Origin of the sequence: Gracilibacillus suaedae (assembly GCF_017599345.1) — a bacterium.
Taxonomy (GTDB): domain Bacteria; phylum Bacillota; class Bacilli; order Bacillales; family Amphibacillaceae; genus Gracilibacillus; species Gracilibacillus suaedae.
This window is the reverse complement of record NZ_JAGFVL010000044.1, coordinates 56,015-73,646: the sequence shown is the minus strand read 5'-3', so window position 1 is coordinate 73,646 and position 17,632 is coordinate 56,015. Positions and strand designations below refer to the sequence as shown.

The 17,632-nt window shown below is 35.1% G+C and carries 16 protein-coding genes and 1 pseudogene; 4 read left to right on the top strand and 13 right to left on the bottom strand.

Annotated features, from left to right (window positions below; all coding sequences use genetic code 11):
* Positions 1-58: 58 nt before the first annotated feature.
* Entirely contained in the window at positions 59-1,150 is a 1,092-nt protein-coding gene (gene gpr, locus J5J03_RS13255; RefSeq protein ID WP_208590153.1) for a GPR endopeptidase, read from the bottom strand.
* Between the two features lie 171 nt (positions 1,151-1,321).
* Between gpr and rpsT the strand changes: the two genes are divergently transcribed.
* Entirely contained in the window at positions 1,322-1,588 is a 267-nt protein-coding gene (gene rpsT, locus J5J03_RS13250) for a 30S ribosomal protein S20 (RefSeq protein ID WP_018931573.1), read from the top strand.
* Between the two features lie 269 nt (positions 1,589-1,857).
* On the opposite strand, the gene holA is transcribed toward rpsT, so the two are convergent.
* A complete protein-coding gene (holA, locus tag J5J03_RS13245; protein WP_208590151.1) occupies positions 1,858-2,895 on the bottom strand; it encodes a DNA polymerase III subunit delta in 1,038 nt (345 codons plus the stop codon).
* 422 nt (positions 2,896-3,317) lie between these two features.
* Between holA and J5J03_RS13240 the strand changes: the two genes are divergently transcribed.
* On the top strand, positions 3,318-3,452 hold the full coding sequence (locus J5J03_RS13240; RefSeq protein WP_018931571.1) for a YqzM family protein: 135 nt from the start codon (positions 3,318-3,320) through the stop codon (positions 3,450-3,452).
* A 49-nt stretch (positions 3,453-3,501) separates the two neighbouring features.
* On the opposite strand, the gene J5J03_RS13235 is transcribed toward J5J03_RS13240, so the two are convergent.
* From J5J03_RS13235 to J5J03_RS13225, 3 genes and pseudogenes are all read right to left on the bottom strand, one after another.
* Complete coding sequence (locus J5J03_RS13235; protein WP_208590149.1) at positions 3,502-5,772, bottom strand: DNA internalization-related competence protein ComEC/Rec2; 2,271 nt, start codon at positions 5,770-5,772, stop codon at positions 3,502-3,504.
* Between the two features lie 40 nt (positions 5,773-5,812).
* Positions 5,813-6,259 (bottom strand): annotated as a pseudogene (locus tag J5J03_RS13230) (ComE operon protein 2); the annotation flags it as partial.
* A gap of 68 nt (positions 6,260-6,327) precedes the next feature.
* Positions 6,328-6,921: a helix-hairpin-helix domain-containing protein gene (locus J5J03_RS13225; protein ID WP_208590148.1), complete on the bottom strand. Its 594-nt coding sequence runs from the start codon at positions 6,919-6,921 to the stop codon at positions 6,328-6,330.
* A gap of 77 nt (positions 6,922-6,998) precedes the next feature.
* Between J5J03_RS13225 and comER the strand changes: the two genes are divergently transcribed.
* Positions 6,999-7,817 carry a late competence protein ComER gene (gene comER, locus J5J03_RS13220; RefSeq protein ID WP_208590147.1) on the top strand — a complete coding sequence of 273 codons (819 nt, stop codon included), beginning with the start codon at positions 6,999-7,001 and terminating at the stop codon, positions 7,815-7,817.
* A 300-nt stretch (positions 7,818-8,117) separates the two neighbouring features.
* Here comER and J5J03_RS13215 read toward each other — a convergent pair whose 3' ends face one another.
* The 4 genes from J5J03_RS13215 to ku form a co-directional block, all read right to left on the bottom strand.
* Positions 8,118-9,665: a sensor domain-containing diguanylate cyclase gene (locus tag J5J03_RS13215; RefSeq protein WP_208590146.1), complete on the bottom strand. Its 1,548-nt coding sequence runs from the start codon at positions 9,663-9,665 to the stop codon at positions 8,118-8,120.
* A gap of 230 nt (positions 9,666-9,895) precedes the next feature.
* On the bottom strand, positions 9,896-10,075 hold the full coding sequence (locus J5J03_RS13210) for an H-type small acid-soluble spore protein (RefSeq protein ID WP_208590145.1): 180 nt from the start codon (positions 10,073-10,075) through the stop codon (positions 9,896-9,898).
* 55 nt (positions 10,076-10,130) lie between these two features.
* Positions 10,131-10,331 (bottom strand): hypothetical protein, encoded by a 201-nt coding sequence (locus J5J03_RS13205; protein WP_208590144.1) that lies wholly within the window; start codon positions 10,329-10,331, stop codon positions 10,131-10,133.
* Positions 10,332-10,684: 353 nt separating this feature from the next.
* Positions 10,685-11,533, bottom strand: coding sequence for a non-homologous end joining protein Ku (gene ku / locus J5J03_RS13200; protein ID WP_208590142.1), 849 nt, complete (start codon positions 11,531-11,533; stop codon positions 10,685-10,687).
* 107 nt (positions 11,534-11,640) lie between these two features.
* On the opposite strand from ku, the gene ligD reads away from it, so the two are divergent.
* Complete coding sequence (gene ligD, locus J5J03_RS13195) at positions 11,641-13,374, top strand: DNA ligase D (protein WP_208590140.1); 1,734 nt, start codon at positions 11,641-11,643, stop codon at positions 13,372-13,374.
* Between the two features lie 15 nt (positions 13,375-13,389).
* Here the strand turns inward: ligD and J5J03_RS13190 are convergent, their stop codons facing one another.
* From J5J03_RS13190 to J5J03_RS13175, 4 genes are all read right to left on the bottom strand, one after another.
* Entirely contained in the window at positions 13,390-14,049 is a 660-nt protein-coding gene (locus J5J03_RS13190; protein WP_208590139.1) for a CPBP family intramembrane glutamic endopeptidase, read from the bottom strand.
* Entirely contained in the window at positions 14,046-14,876 is an 831-nt protein-coding gene (locus tag J5J03_RS13185; protein ID WP_208590138.1) for a metallophosphoesterase, read from the bottom strand. The genes J5J03_RS13190 and J5J03_RS13185 overlap by 4 nt, the downstream gene beginning before the upstream one ends.
* Positions 14,877-15,002: 126 nt before the next feature.
* On the bottom strand, positions 15,003-16,229 hold the full coding sequence (locus J5J03_RS13180) for a mechanosensitive ion channel (RefSeq protein ID WP_208590137.1): 1,227 nt from the start codon (positions 16,227-16,229) through the stop codon (positions 15,003-15,005).
* Positions 16,230-16,457: 228 nt separating this feature from the next.
* Positions 16,458-17,564 (bottom strand): 5-methyltetrahydropteroyltriglutamate--homocysteine S-methyltransferase, encoded by a 1,107-nt coding sequence (locus J5J03_RS13175; protein WP_208590136.1) that lies wholly within the window; start codon positions 17,562-17,564, stop codon positions 16,458-16,460.
* Positions 17,565-17,632 lie beyond the last annotated feature (68 nt).

Genomic DNA, 17,632 nt, shown 5'->3' with positions numbered 1-17,632 from the left:
ATCTCCTCTATCATATCTAGTAGATACTATGATGATTCGATAGAAAGTAGAACCTATTTTACCTTGTATAATTAGCAAAATTTTTAATATTAACATTTTCATGCATTGCTGCATTCAATGCTTCTGCCAATAAATGAGCCATATCCTTTATATATCCGTCTATTTCCTTAGGTGTTACCATTAAATTATGTCCTAGGGGAGTCAGCACTTCTTGCATTAAGGCACGCTTCTCTTGTTCATCTAATGCACCAATCATGCCAAATATTTTTTCTCTTTTTTCAATAGGTGGTAAATCTTCATCCGATAGAGAGCGTTCACCAAAATTTAATCCTGCCGGTGTCAATGATTTAGAAGGTTCGTCTTTTTCTCGCCACTCTTTGCCAATATGTTTTAAGACATAATCAATTGCATCGCTGGTAATCGTAACCGCATCAACTACAGTTGGCACACCGATAGCAAAAACAGGAACACCCAACGTCTCTTTACTTAATTCTTTTCGTTTATTGCCAACGCCTGAACCTGGATGGATACCTGAATCTGATAATTGTATAGTTGCATTCACCCTTTCAATGGAACGAGATGCAAGAGCATCGATAGCAATTACAAAGCCTGGTTTATATTTCTCTATGACACCTTTGATAATATCGCTCGTTTCAATTCCGGTAACTCCCATTACGCCAGGGTTAATCGTCGCTACTTTGCGATAGCCATCTTGCACATACTGTGGTTCATGAATAAATAAATGATTGGTGACAAGCACTTTGTCAATTGCCAGTGGACCTAATGCATCTGGTGTTACGTTACGATTTCCTAAACCGACGATTAATCCTGAAGCATCTTGTGCAACATGATTTTTGTTCATTAATTCAAGTAATTGTTTCGTTACTACTTTTGCAGTTTCTTCTTGGGATTTTGTATCCTGTTGTTTTATTGCATTAGAATAAACTGTGTGGTAGGAACCTGGATTCTTCCCAATCGCTTTTGCACCTTCCTCATCAACTTCAACGTTTGTTACTTCTATATTTCCAATTTTCTTCTCACTTATGGTTACTCCTGGTATTTGTTGTTCTTTTTTTTCTTCTTTTTCAACATACATATCCTTTGCTTCCACAGCTAGATCTGTTCTTACTTCAAATGATTGATCTTTCACAGACAAACCTCCTCATGGATTTTTGTATAGTTTTACCGAGAAGTTCGAAATGATACACGGTGGAATATTCCTTTGTAACAACAATTTTTATTGAAAACTTGTTAAAGCTTTGGTAAAATGTCATTTGACCTAACTTAAGATAGGGTAAGAAGCAAGATGGAGGTGAAGACATTGGCTAATATTAAATCAGCAATTAAACGTGTTCGTGTGAATGATGATCACCGTCAACAAAACCAAACCGTTAAAGCAGATATGCGTTCACATATTAAGAAAGTGGAAGCATTAGTAGCAAGCAATGATGTTGAAAATGCAAAGGCTGCACTTGCAACTGCAGTGAAGAAAATTGACAAAGCCGTACAAAAAGGACTTATCCACCAAAACAAAGGTAACCGTCAAAAATCTCGCTTAGCACAGAAAGTAAACGGACTAAGCGCATAATAAAAAAACCACAACAAAACTGTTGTGGTTTTTTTATTATCAGAAAAGAACGTGGATCGAGCGCGGACATTCGTTCCGTTATTTGTGACAAAGGTGCTGTTTTTAAGCCCTTTGCGGACATCTATTCCGTTATTCTTCGAAAATAAAGCTAATTTTCACCAAAAGTAACCGAATAAAGGATTAAATGTCCGCCAACACAGAAAAACGGGGGATTTTTCGTCAAATAACGCACTAGATGTCCGCTCAACAAGTTGTTATCAGCAACTTCCCTAAGACACAATCTTCCTTTTGGAAATTAATCGGTATAGTAACAGTTCAAAGGCCAGTGATTTATCCATCTGGCCGGATTTTATTTGGGCATCCGTTTCGGTTAGGAGATCAATCGCTTCTTTCAATTCTTTAACCTGAAATTTACTTTGGCGCTGAATCGATAACTTCGCAACATATGGATGAATTTTGAGCTGACTGGCCATTTGCTGTTGCGTATACCCTTTTTGCTTCAACAATTTTACATGTAGCAACGTCCTGAATTGTGACGCCACAAGTGCAATCAAAGCAATCGGATCCTCATTCATCTTTTCTAAGTCTTTAGTGATATCAATAGCTTTCGCTAAATCGTTTACCATGATAGCATCCATTAATTTCAATGCCGAACTGTTCTCTTGACTTGAAAGTAATAATTCCGCATCTTCTAGTCTGATTGCATTTCCTTCTCCTACATATATGGCAAGCTTCTCCATTTCAGAATGAATAATCATCAAATTAGTTCCAATTTCATTAATAAAATATGTCATCACTTCATCAGATATGGATACTCCATGCTCCTTTGCAATGGTGCCGATCACTTCTTGGATATTCCATTCCTTTAACGGTTCGCACGCCACAGTTTTGGCGGCTTTCTTAAGTTGTTTAACCACCTTTTTCCGCTCGTCTACTTTTTCATAAGGAGCTATTATTACTAAAATAGAATATGGTGCAGGATTTTGTATGTAATCAATTAATACTTCAGGCTGATGTTCGATTTCTGATTTAGCCGGTTTTGCTTTTAAAAAATCTGCATTTGTAGCAATTATAACTTTCCTTTCCCCTAGGAAAGGAAATGTTTCTGCATCTGTGACGACTTCCTGGATTGAAATTTCTTCCAGGTCATAAATGGACAAATTCGTGTCCTGTTCCTCCTGTTCCACACCATTTGAAATTAAGGCCTGTTTTAACGCTTCAATCATATAGGTTTCAGTTCCATGAAAATAATAAATCGGAGCGATTTTCCCTTTCTTCATTTCTTCGATACATGCCAAATAACTCATTCACTCATCTCCAAATATGTAACTTATTTTCTAAAAAAATTGTGTCAAACACGATAAAAAGTTGAAAAAAAACGGAATATGTTTTATTGTATAATAAGATTTAACTGTTGAAAAGAAGTGTGAATGTAAAAACCTATATCATACATAATAATGAAAAAGAGGGAGGCATTTTCATCCTTCCCTCTGCAATCTATATCAACGCAACTTCATTAGCCCTAGGTATCTAATCAAGCTGCGATATTTTCTTATATATAGATTGACCTGATACCCCAAAATATATAGGTGTTAACTCTTGCTAAGTAAGGGAATCCTGAGATATGGATGAAAAAATTTAAGTAATGCTAACAGACAATCGTTGATGTTACATGCAAACAGGAGTATGGCAATTCACTTCAACTTGATATTTAAAGGAGGTAATAACAATGAATGAATTTGAAAAGGATGTTCAGTCGAAACGACATGACATTTTTGATGCTGGATTTGGATTTGTTTTCTCATTTGTATTCTTTATGATTATTTTCTTTATTGGAGTTATTTTCGATGCAATTGGTTCATAAAAGGAACGAGGCTAACCATTTAGTCTCGTTTTTTATATTCTACTGTATATTATGGTAAATAAGGAAAAACTGTTCCTCTTTCTTCAGAGAATTTATAAATTAAGGCACCGGATTGGTCTGTTCTCATGACTTTTATATTGTATCTTTCCAAGTTATCTAATATCTCTTGATGTGGATGACCATAACGATTATCTTTACCAACCGATATTAATGCTAAATCTGCTTCTACAGCTTCTAAAAAAGACAAAGAACTTGACGTATTACTGCCATGATGGGCAACTTTTAATACGTCTGCTTTTAATTCTGGGTAAGCATTTACTATTGCTGTTTCTCCCTCTTCTCCTAAATCACCCGTGAATAACCATTTGTCATTACCAAATGAACTACTTATCACGAGTGAATTCTCATTTCTATCTGATTGATTACGTACGGGATAATGAACTTCAAATACTTGATCTTTAAGATCGAACATATCCCCAGCCTTCACAGTGACAAATTGAGTTTCTGTTACTATAAGTTTATATTGTTCGATTATCTTTTCATCAAAATAAGGACTAGTGATTACATAATCAACGGAATAATCAGCTAGTATATATGGTACACTTCCTATATGATCATGATCAGCATGTGACAAAATAATAGCATCAATTTTATCAATTCCCTTAGACTTCAAAAATGGATCAATCACCTGATCAAATGTTTCAGACGAGTTATCGGAAAAATCTGTTGACACCTTCCCACCAGCATCCAATATAAACACTCCTTTTCTATATGGTAATTCCACAATAATAGCATCTCCTTGACCGATGTCCAACATTGTTATATACCCATGTTGATCTAAGTGTGGCTTGAGACTTATAATAATTAGTAACATAACTAATAACGAACCAAATCGAAGGGATTTTCGGAATTGTTGCTTTTCGAAATAGTATAAAAATAACCATAATATTAGATAAAAAGGCAGAAATAAATAAATTGGAAATTCCCCCGTCAACCAAGGCGCTGGCATCCAATGATCCATTACTGTCAAGACTGTGATTGCCGTTTTATGAAGAGGCACAAAAATGTTATCTAATATTGCTAAAAGGACTGGCATAAATGAAGCAAGCAGTATTAAAAATAAAATCGGTAACACTGCTACTGTAAAATAAGGAATGATAATTACATTTACAAAGACTGATAATGGTTGGAATTGGTAAAAATGATACAGCTGAATAGGTAAGATGGTGAGCATACTCATAAGTGAAATTCGCAGCGCTATCCACATATTTCCTTCTACGCCATTCAATAATTTTCTTGACAGTATAATTCCAAACGTCACTATAAAACTAAATTGAAAAGCAATTGAATAGATCATAAATTTATCCAAAAGCACCATCATGATAAAAACAATACTCAACATGTCTGTTATAGCAAAACGGATAGGTAACTTAGAAAGTACAATAATAACAATCGCTAACAGACTGGCTCGCCAAACAGAAGGTGCTCCTCCTGCCATGGCGGGATAGAAAAACAATAAACAAGCTATTAAAACTTGTGCTTTTTCAATCGTAATTCGACATACAAATAACAATATAAAGTAAACGATCGTTAGAATTAGACCAACATGTAGACCAGAGATCGCTAGTAAATGACTAAGATTCCAATTTTGAAATAAGTTTACAACATCATCTTCTAAATGCTCACGCTCTCCAAATAAGAGAGCAGCGAACCATGCATATGTAAATGTACTCACATGATGCTCGATATGACCTAATATTTGTTGACGAAAATCGTATATCTTTTGCCAGGGTGATTGTCCTTCGCATCTACTTTTGTCTATTGATTCGATTACAAATTGTTTCTCAATTCCTTGTGAAGCCAAGTATTCTTTGTAATTAAATTGCCCAGGGTTACGCGCAGCTGGAATATTCTGAAAGGTACCGTACAACATACAAGAAGCACCAGTGCGAAATGAGGATAAATTGCCTGAAATATCTGATTCTACAAAATAATATACTTGGATAATAGAATCATCAGAAGTTTGGAAGGTAAATCGAATAAATTGACTGTTTTGTTCTACTGAAGATTGAATATATCCTTGGACATAAGTACTTGAGGTTTGTTCTTCGGTATCATCTAGATTTAAGGATGGGATTTGATAAAAGGAAAAAAGGCCAAAAGCGGTTAGAGAGGTAATAAAGAGTTTAGAAAATCGATGGTTGTATATTAAAAATAAAATGATAACAGCTAAAATCATCATGAACCATTTAGCACTCACATCTTTCAGTACAAAACTCATGACATATAACAATACAAACCAATGTAATTTTTGATACAAGTAATCATCACCTCCCCCTTACATTATCTACCGATTATGGTTTCAATGTTATATAATGCTGATCTAATTCTACTTTTTCGACATGGACACCAGCTTCTTCAAATAATTCCACTGCATATGGATGATTCTTATAATCTTCAGCATAATAAACGGTTTTTATCCCGCTTTGAATTATGGCTTTACAACAATTCAAACAGGGGAAATGTGTTACATAGATCTCTGCATTTTCGGTAGAAGCACCAAATTTAGCGCATTGTAATAAAGCATTCATTTCTGCATGAATTGTCCGTACACAATGTCCATCAATCACATAACATCCTTCATCTATACAGTGTACACTGCCAGAAACACTGCCATTATATCCTCCGGCGATAATACGCTTGTCCCTTACAATGGTGGCACCTACCATTAATCGCTGACAGGTACTTCGCAATGCTAATAAATGACTTTGAGCCATAAAATATTGATGCCAGGAAATCCTTTCCATATAATCCACCCTTTCTTTTTTCTCACATAATAAAAGTGTACTTGTCCAATAAGAAAGCGTCAATAAGATTATGGAATTCGGACGTATTCCTCCAGCCTTTCAACTGTTTTATCACCAATTCCGGAAACTTTAGTTAAGTCCTCTATTTTTTTAAAACGCCCATAAGTATCTCTGTATTCAACAATTGCATTTGCTTTTACTTCACCTATTCCTGGAATAGTTTGCATTTCTTCAACCGAAGCGATGTTCACTTTAACCTTTTGATCGTCACTGCCAGTATCTAAAACCTGTTCTGTTTCGTCAGCATTTTCACCTTTGGCTGGTACATATATTACCATTTCATCATATACTCGTTCTGCGAGGTTGATCACCTGCTTATCTGCATTGTTAGTAAAACCACCAGCCAATTGAATTGCATCTTCGACACGGTCATTTTCAGTAACTTGGTATACTCCAGGACGTTCTATTTCACCTTTGAGATCAATTTTATATTCTGTTGCATCACTATCCTCCTCTTCCTCCTGAAGTTCAGCATTATGTTCTTCCATCAACTGATCCGTTAAATCATCGTCTTGCTCATCTATCGATGGATCAATTAATAACCACAGTAAAATTGCTCCAACCACTAAAACTAAATACCAATTTTTAAATATCCAAGACATGTTTATCATTCCTTTATCATAGAATAGTAAAGTTGTTCATAGGATAGTGTTAGAAATTATCCAGGAGGCGAGATGAAATGAAATGGGGTATAATTGGAACCGGTAATATGGGCGCAGTTTTAGTAACTGCCTTTCTTGAATCGAACGTCATTAATCAGGAAAGTCTTTATGTCTCTAATCGTACAGCCGAAAAAGCATATGCAATCCAAGGGAAGTATCCACAGATTCACGTAAAGGAAAATATCTTCGAGTTAATTGAAAATGTTGATACGATTTTTTTATGTGTAAAACCAATTGACATGATAGCCGTATTAAGAGAAATCCAACCAGTTCTCGATGAAAAACAACTGCTAGTATCGATAACAAGTGCAATGTCAGTGGAGGAAATTGAGTCGTTAGTTGATTGTCAAGTAGCTCGAATGGTGCCTAGTATTACAAATTATGCACTAGCAGGCGTAACACTATTAACGTTTGGTAGTAGATTAGATTCCTTCAGAAAAGAATTATTTATTAAAAGATGCAGACAATTTTCAGAGCCGGTAGAAATAGAGGAAAACATTATGAGAATAGCATCAGATATCGTTTCTTGTGGTCCTGCCTTTTTTGCCTTTTTGGCAGAAAACTATATCAAAGATGCTGCCAATCAAACAGAAGTTACTACAGAACAGGCAACACAGCTAATGGAAAAAATGTTTATTGGCTTTGGAAAACTATTAGCAGAAAACCATTTTACTCTCAATGAGTTAATAGAAAAAGTATGTGTAAAAGGTGGAATCACCGGAGTCGGTATTGCTTCACTCGAGGAAAATATGAATGGACTATTTAAAGAATTGATTAAGCAGACACACCATAAATTTAAAGAAGATAAAGAAATGATCGCAAATAAAATAAAGTAAGACGTCATCAGCGCGAGACTGACAACAATGAGTACTGTGGTAAATAAGTGATGGGGCACCGAGGAAATATTATTCGGTGCCTGTAAATATTACCCGGGAAACCGCAAATTACGACTTCTTCTTCACTTTATTATGTCATAAAAAGTCATTTTTGTGACTATAAGATATGTTCAGCAATGATCTTGTCTAACTTTCGGATATCAACTTTTTTATAAAGATTTAAATTAAAATGGCCAGATCTGGTCCATAATTCCATCTCAGCGTTTAAAGACTAATATCTGCCATTATTAAAAACCTTCCTTAGGCATTAATCATTTCCACACGGTCTCTCCCAGCTCTTTTTGCTTGGTACAATGCTTTATCCGCTTCTTTGTACATTTGTTCAAAACTAATGGATTCATTAGTTGTCGTTAATCCAATACTGACAGTAATTTTTTCTTGCTTTTCCCCATTTATTCTCATAGAATGTTCCGTCAGATTTTGCTGAAAGAGATTTGCTTGTTCACCAGCCTGCCCAGCATCCTTATGTAACAAAACACCAAACTCCTCTCCTCCAATCCTTCCAACAACACTGCAATATTTTCCAGGCAGAAAAAATTCAGTTAAAGCAATAGCAAATTCCTTTAATACCTGGTCCCCAACGATATGACCATATTGATCATTAAATTGCTTAAAATGATCGATGTCCATTATTAAAAAGGAAATAGGAAATTTTTTATTTTCCATCATGGCATTATATTTTTCGATAAAGGAATGCCTATTACATATATTGGTTAATGAATCATAGTGAGCTAATGTATACAAACGGTTTTCTATTAATTTTTTTTCCGTGATATCGGTTAAGACAACAAGCATGATATCACGACCATAATAGCCAATCGGAACAATGTTGACCTGCAGGTAAATATAGTCTCCGTTTAAGTCTACCTTCCATTCAAAAGATGTCGATAAATGCTGATAAACCCCATCCAAAATCTCTTTATCAGGAAATAATTGATCCACTTTCTGTCCGATAATCAAATTCTCGTGCAGATATGGCATCCACCTTTTCAGCAGCTTATAACCTGCTTGATTAATTTCCAAAAGGTTATAATTAGGGCCAAATAACATAATTCCCTCGTCCAGCGATTCTAAAATTTTATGACGAGAAACAGGCCAAATGGAATTAAAATCATAGCGTTTGAAAATAAAAATAAGCAAAACACTCATCAAGGAAAATGACAAAGCAACCTGACCTGGAATTTTTGCAGACAATAATGGTAAGACACATAAAGACACTAATGGAAGTAAAATAGCAATAGAGGATAACAGATGACTATTTCTAAGATGTGATGGTAGATCATGCATGTTTCTGATAAAAGTAAAAACTGCCAACAGGGTTAAGAATATTAAATAGGCAATGAAAATAATCCCCAATGGTGTCGGTGTTATGTTAATTTCGGATAATCCCCAAATGGTGACTGTTGTCACACTAGATCTCATCCAATTATGAATAGGATTAGTAAATATCAAAATAACACCCGTCACAGCAGGTATTCCTAAATAAATCATATACTTAATATTCTTTGTAACATTGGGCTCAGCAATTTCCTTGGCAAACCCAAACAGAAAAACAGGACATAAAAATAATGCAATTTGCTGGATATTCCTTAACCATTGCATTGCATTGAAATCATTGATGTATAATTCTAAAGCAGTAGAAATCATAAATAAGCTTGAAAGCATTAAACATATAGATAAAAATAAACGAACAAGATTACTTGGCTTTTTTACAAGTGCAATCGATAAAAAAAATATAAAAAAAGCCATAATTGAGATATAAAGTGGATAAGGTTCAAACCATTGCATTACGCATCCCCCGAGTAGATAATAACCTTTTGAATTCGAACTAACATAACAAAATATAGGAATAAATTTTCATTTTCACTAGTGTATATTTTTGCTCGTTATACTATATACTATTCGATACAAATCGGCTATTTCCTGCAAAATATTTATAAAATATTGAAAAATTTTAGAAGACTTATTACGTAACAGCACCCCAATCGGATAAGACCATTAATTGGGGTGCTCAATTGTTATTGCTCTTGCAACTGTTCCACTGTTACCATATATTTTTGTTCGGGATTTTCGATCGGGTGAACGGTACAATGACCTGTTCCTTGATCGACATGCTCAATATATACTCTATCGCCATTATATGTTACATTACGCATATCAGGTGAATCTAAAATTTCTTGTGCGCGTTGTGCGTCCATTATTCTATCCTCCTTACCTAGTTATTGAGAATAGTTTACTATTTCTAACTGTAAATTATGTACCGCTCTCTGTGGAATTATTTTCTTGTTGTTTATTCATTTTTTTAATGGCCACACTGAACACCGCAACCGCTATTGCTCCTATACCAATTGCAATTAGCATACCTAACCAAAAGTTATCAAACACAAGTCCTAAAACACAGCCTATAAGGATCGAATAGATGATTTCCGTTATAATGAATCGTTTCATATTCATAACATGATCTCCTTTTTAATGAACATATTTATTACTATGATATCACGTTATACCTTCCAAAAGAATGGAAGAACGAAAATCAGAGTTTTTCGCAGTTTATGGATTTTGTTCCTAAATTGATAAATATGTTTACAGAAACAAGACAGAAGTAGTTGATTTGTGACAAAATCGAATATATTTTCTGAAATTCGTGTTTTTGTCACTGGGATGTTTCCAAGAAAGCTCCTCCTACTCCTAGAATTAGTTTTCTACTCCCTGGATAAACCGTATAGCCAAGGAGTAGAAACTGATCTGACCTAAGAAAGAAAGGTACCCTATATTCCATTTATCTGATGATATGTCCAGTCTCTCTTTTAGTTTGCCTTTGCTTTTTGTGAGGCTGTTTTCTTTGTAGTTTTCTTCCGTTTTGTTGTTGTTTTCTTTTTCCCTTTTTGGGTTTTGTTTAATGATTTTTCGAGAGCTTCCATCAAATCTGTAACATTGTCCTTTTTTGCAGGCTCTTTTGCTGTCGAAACTTCTTCTCCATTTTTTTTCTGTTCAATAAGTTCCAGTAATGCGGTACGATACTCATCATGATATTTTCCCGGTTCAAATTCTGTCGATAATTGTTCAATTAACAATTTTGCTGTTTCCAGCTCTTTCTCAACAATATTTGCTTCCTCCGGTACATTTGGAACCTCTTGGAAGTCCCTAACTTCATCAGGATAATAAATCGTCTCCATCACTAACGTATTTTGATAAATGCGAACAACTGCTAAATGTTCTTTTGAGCGAATCGTAATTTTTGCCAACCCGATTTTCCCTGTTTCCTTCAGAGCTTTGCGCAATAAGCCATACGCCTTTGCCCCACCTTCATTTGGAGACAAGTAATAACTGCGGTCAAAGTAAATCGGATCAATTTCTTCTAACTTTACAAAATCCACAATATCGACTGCCTTATCCTCTTTTTCTTCCTTTAATGCTTCTAAATCTTCATCTTCTAGAATAACAAATTTATTTTTGGTATACTCAAATCCTTTTACAATATCGTCTTGCTCCACTTCTTTTTCACAGACAGGACATACTTTTTCGTACTTCACAGGAGATTGGCATTCTTTATGCAAATTTCTGAGCTTTATATCCTTATTTTCCGTTGCTGAATGGAGCTTGACTGGAATATTAACAAGACCAAAACTAATGGTTCCTTTCCACATCGTATGCATCATAATCACCTCTTTAACAATAGTTTTTCTTTTTATGACATAATCATGCAACAGTTTGTCAAAAATATTTCTCATAACTGTATCTAATAAAGAAGGGAGTCTATACTATGTGGAAACCGATGCTGCCTACACTTGTAAACGAAGCACCTTCTGGAAATGAGTGGATATATCAAGTAAAATATGATGGATTTCGTTGTGGTTTACAATGGACTGATCAGGACGTTACCTTATGGAGTCGAAACGGTCATAACCTTAGCCGTTCATTTCCTGAAATCATTTCGTGGTGCCAGCAACACACTTCTAGATTCCAATCCTATTTACCACTTTTTCTTGATGGAGAATTGATCATTTCGATTACTGCCTATCGAACGGATTTTGAACAAATACAAAAGCGATCCAGAACAAAAAAGAATGTAAACCAGTTTAGTCAAAATCGCCCTGCTACTTTTGTCGCCTTTGACTTATTAGAATCAAAAGCTCAAGATTTACGAAAGAAAAGCTTTTCTAAACGTGATCAAATATTATCCACCATTTTGGAAGGTATAACAGGAAGAATTCGCAAGGTACCAACTTTCGAAAAACTGGATAGCATTCTTGAAGTAGTTGACATCCATCAGGCAGAAGGAATGGTTGCTAAACAAAAGAAAGCTATTTATACCGAAGGAAAGCGAAGTAATACATGGCTGAAAATCAAAAATTTCCGAACCATTCCAGGGATCGTTACGAATTGGAATACCGAAAATGATTATCTCACGTTACAATATTATCACAACGAAACACTCTGCATTCTCGGAAAATGTAAGAATGGCCTAGAACAAGGAGAGAAAGAAACGTTAACTACTTTTTTCAAACGTTATGGTCAGAAGGTAAATGGGACAACATGGGAGCTAGCCCCTTCTGTTTGCATGGATATAAATTGTCTAAGTGCTGAAGATCAAGAACTCCGTGAACCGGTTTTTCATCAGTTCCGATTTGATATCAAACCAACCGATTGTAATCAACTTACGATTGATCAAGGTTTGGCACAATTTCCATCAGCGGTTAACTTATCCCGATTAGAAAAAGAATTGTTTCCCGCTGTTACGAAATTAAACTACTTGTGTTATTTAAGATGGATTGCACCTTTTATGCTTCCTGGTCTGAAGGATCGCAGACTGACATTAATTCGTTTTCCTGATGGGATACATGAACATTCCTTTTATCAAAAGCATCTGCCAGATTATGCCCCTTCTTTCATTCAAACTATTCCTAATAATGATGGGGAAATGGATATACTTTGCCAAGATCTGCAAAGTTTAATCTGGTTTGGGAATCATGGTGGATTGGAGTTTCATGTTCCTTTTAATAAAATAAATAAAATAGATCCCGAAGAAATAGTCTTCGACCTTGATCCGCCGTCATTAGATCAGTTTTTTATTGCTGTACGTGCTGCCAACCTGATTAAAGAAATGATGGAACATCAGGGCTTCACACCCTTAGTCAAAACATCCGGTAGAACTGGGTTACAAGTTCACATACCGATTCACAATATGACCTACGATGAAACGAGAACATTGATGGAGGCTACAGCAAAAGTATTAGTTGACTCTGAACCTGATCATTTTACCATTGAACGGTTAAAGAAAAATCGTGGCAATAGACTTTATATCGATTATGTCCAGCACGCTCCAGGCAAGACAATCATTGCTCCCTATTCCACAAGGGCAACTGATGAAGCAACTGTCGCGACACCCCTGTTCTGGAATGAGGTAACAGAAACATTAGACCCAAGAAAGTTTACGATTCACACGATACCAACAAGAATTAAAGAAAAAGGCTGTCCATTTAACTTGGTGACTTGACTTAGATCCATTCACTTAAATGATTCCAAATAACATCATTCCAATCAGATTGATGGAAATATTCGCACTGATGTGAACAAGCCATGATGGCAGTATACTGTCTGCTTTCTCATCTAATTTATTAAATAGGTAACCTGCAACAAATAAACTGAACAGAATAACGACAAACAAGTAAATAGAAAACCAATCCGTCATCATCGCAATATGATAGAGAGCAAACATTCCAGCGCTAAAAAGGTATGCCACCCATCTTGTCGTCATTTTTAATAAGGCTAAAAAGGCAAAGCCACGAAAGAAAAATTCCTCTAACAATGAATTAACGAGTACAATATAGATCGCAACAAAAAGAAAGTTACTTTTATCAATTGCCATGTTATCTTCCAACATAACGGTCACATTCGAAAAATCGAAGAAACTACCAATGATCCAATACAACGATAATATAATGATGGAAGCACCACTTGCAAGAATAATTGGTAATTTCATATATTTCATTTTAGAAGAAAATATATCTTTAAACGACAAATGGGCAACAAATCGAATATATAAGTAAGGAATGAACAAGAAAAGCAACAACTTACATATAGATTTGACTAAATAGTTAGGAGCAATATATAGTTCAATTGCTGCCATCGCAAGACAGGCAAGAACAACGAACAACATTAATCGTTTCATATACCGACACCCTTTACTTTAATCAGTGTCATCTGACTTTGATTAAACATTCTCACATCCATCACACTCGTACCAAGCCCACTATCGATGTATAATTGTTGATGTTCATTTATATTAAATAATCCTTGATCATATTTTGGAAAAAACCCCTGATCTGGAGCAACAACTCCTCCAATCAACGGAATACGTATTTGACCTCCGTGGGTATGACCACTTAATATCACATCAACCGGCTCTGGATACTTCGCACGAGATAAATCAGGTGCGTGTGATAATAGGATTGTCATATCATCCTCATTTAAACCTGACATAGCAAGCTCCATATCATCATGATTGGTTGAGGGATCACCTACACCTACCAATTGAAAAGAAATCTCCTCCAGTTTAATCACGCTGTTTTGATTATCTATTATACGAATCCCTTTGTCATTAAGTCCTTGAATAAATGATTCCTTCAAGGGATTCTCCCATTCATGGTTACCAGTTACGAAATAAATATCAGGATTAATCATGGTTAATTTGTCCGCAAACTCCAAACTAAACTGTAAATCATCTGTTTTCCGATCAATTAAATCTCCTGTAATAACGATAACATCAGCATCTAACTGTTCTATTTTATTCAATAATTTCGCATTATTATCACCAAACTGTTTATTATGTAAATCCGTTAATTGCAACACAGTAAAAGATTGATCCCTATCTAACTTTGATGTAGTTATCTCCAAGTTTTCAACCTTAAATAAATTTGTATCATGATATATTTTTGCACCCCCACTTAAAACAACAACTAGCATAAATATAAATAAAAACATACGACCACGCCTCATCTTACAACCTCTTTTATATGGATAATGTATTCTCATTCTAACATAACTGGATAGAAATGTAATCGTGTAGTCGCCTCAGTTAATCCAAACAAAAAGCCATCAGCACTAGGCTAATGGCTTTTCACCTTAATCTTCATTATTCATCTTAGCATTTAATTTTGCTAGTTGATTGCGCGCAAAATCTCGTCCGCCAATGCCGAATGAAATCGCAAATGCTACCATTAAACCACCTAATATTAAGACAAATGCTAAATTTACGATGGATGTCGCAAACTGTAATTGATCTAATGTCATAAATACTGCGAACACGATCACAATATATTTTACAATAGAAGCTGATAAACCACTATTAGTATACTTCTTGATCACGTTCGCTAAGAAGTGACCTAATAATAATCCTCCTCCTAAAATTAGTAAGCCACTAACAAGAAAAGGTATATAAGTAATGACTGCTGTGCCAATCTTATTCAATACATCTAGATGTAACAGATTTAACGCCTCTACAGTAAAGAATAATAGAATCAATACTTTTACAGCTGTACCTAACACTTTGGATAAGTCAAAAGATATACCTTTGTCATCTGTTTTCAGGTTTAAGATTGAATAGATATTATTAATTCCTGCCCCTTTCAACAGATTAGTTAATAAATTGCCAAGTAAATTAGCAAGATAGTAACCTGCAATTATTAATATAATTGCTACAAACAGATTTGGAATAATGGTTAGCACTTGGTTTAGCACCGATGTAATTGGATTAGCAATAGCTTGCATTTCCAATGTATCTAATGCAATAGTGACAATTGGTATTACAATAAGAATAAACACAATATTAGCTAAAACAGAAGATATTGTGATGGAGTCAGAACCAGGTTGCTTACCCTCCGGTTTTACTTTTTGAAACCATCTGTCAATATTTAAACTTACCAAAAATTTCTCTAATAGGTCCTTCACTAATTTGGCAATAATGTAACCAATAATAAGTATAATAGCTGCTGCTATGATATTCGGAATAAATCCTAATAATTTATTCATCATATTGGAAATCGGAGATGAAACGGAGTTCATTTCGAGAGCATCTAATATGGCTGGTAGGAAGAGAATAAATACTAATAAGTAGATAACTTTCCCAGCTCCCGCAAGTATACTTTTCCCATGTTCTTCATCATTTACGACTTTTGTTTTTATCAGCCCTTTGTGTACCCTTAATTTCACAAAAACTTTTTCTACAATTCCTTTTGCGATTGCTGCCACACCCCATGCTAATACAAGTAATAAAAGTGCGCCAATAACATTAGGGACCGCATGGATCAATTCGTTGAGCATGTTGTTAAATGGATTCATAAAATCTGACATTTGTGCAACTTCCTTTCTATCTATTTTTTTTTTACATAAATCTAATAACCTGTTACAGAAAAAATAAACTACTAATTTCAACATTTTTCTATGTTTATCTGTATATGGCGACATTAATTTTTTGTTAAGGGACTTATAGACAAAAAAGAACCTTCATTGCCATTAATGCAACAAAGGTTCTGTTCTTTATAATTCAATTGAATTCAACCGATAAGAAAAGATAATTCCTTAACCCCAGATTTCTTTTGTAATTTGTACAATGTGTTGGAGTTTGTTCCACTGGTCTTGTTCGGTTAATTTGTTTCCATGGTGAGTAGATGCAAAACCACATTGAGGACTTAGACATAATTGCTCAAGTGGTACATATTTTGCTGCTTCTTCCACTCGTGCTTTAATTTGTTCTTTGTCTTCCAGCTCGCCGTTCTTTGATGTAACTAATCCAAGCACCACACGCGCTCCATCATTTGGGATATGTTCCAATGGCTTGAATCCACCTGAGCGTTCATCATCATATTCAAGGAAAAAACCGTCTACTTTTTCCTTAGCGAATAGGGTTGGAGCAATTAAATCATAGCTTCCTTCAAAAGCCCAATTGGAGCGATAGTTTCCTCGGCATAAATGGGTAGTGACAACAAGATCACTTGGTTTATCTTCTAACACACCATTAACTACTCTTAATGCCAGATCAATTAAAAATTCTCGTGAAAACTCACCATCATTAAATGGAATATCAGGTGATGACAACCCTGCTATATAAACGTCATCAAACTGTAAATAACGCACACCAGCATTATAAAATGCTGCTACTGCATCACGGTAAGCTTGAATCACATCGTTGGCATAATCTTCAATATCCGGGTAGATGCTAACATCACGAATTCCTTCGTTGAAAAGCTGATTAGGACTTGGAATGGTTTGTTTTGCAACTGCTCGACCATCTACTAGTGCATTAAATTCTTTAAAATCTTGGATAAACGGATGATCAGGATTAAATGAAATTTTACCTGTATTCCGAATATTATAACGTTCTGTTTCTTCATTCCCATGAAATATATATCCTACTTCTGGTACATATCCTTCAATGCCATTTAAATGCTCTAAAAAGTCTGTATGCCAGAAACGACGGCGGAATTCTCCGTCTGAAACAAGACTCAATCCTACTTCAATCTGCTTATCAATGATATGAGCTATTTCTTTGTTTTCCACATTACGTAACTGTGCACTCGTAATATTACCTTCCTCGAAATCCTTTCTCGCTTTCAGTAAATTCTCCGGGCGTAATAAGCTCCCGACATGATCTGCTCGAAATGGTGCTGTTACTGTTTTTGTTGTCATATTACCTCTCCTTAACATAAAAATGAATTTGGTCAGCATATCTTACCCAGTAAAAAAAGACCTTCTAA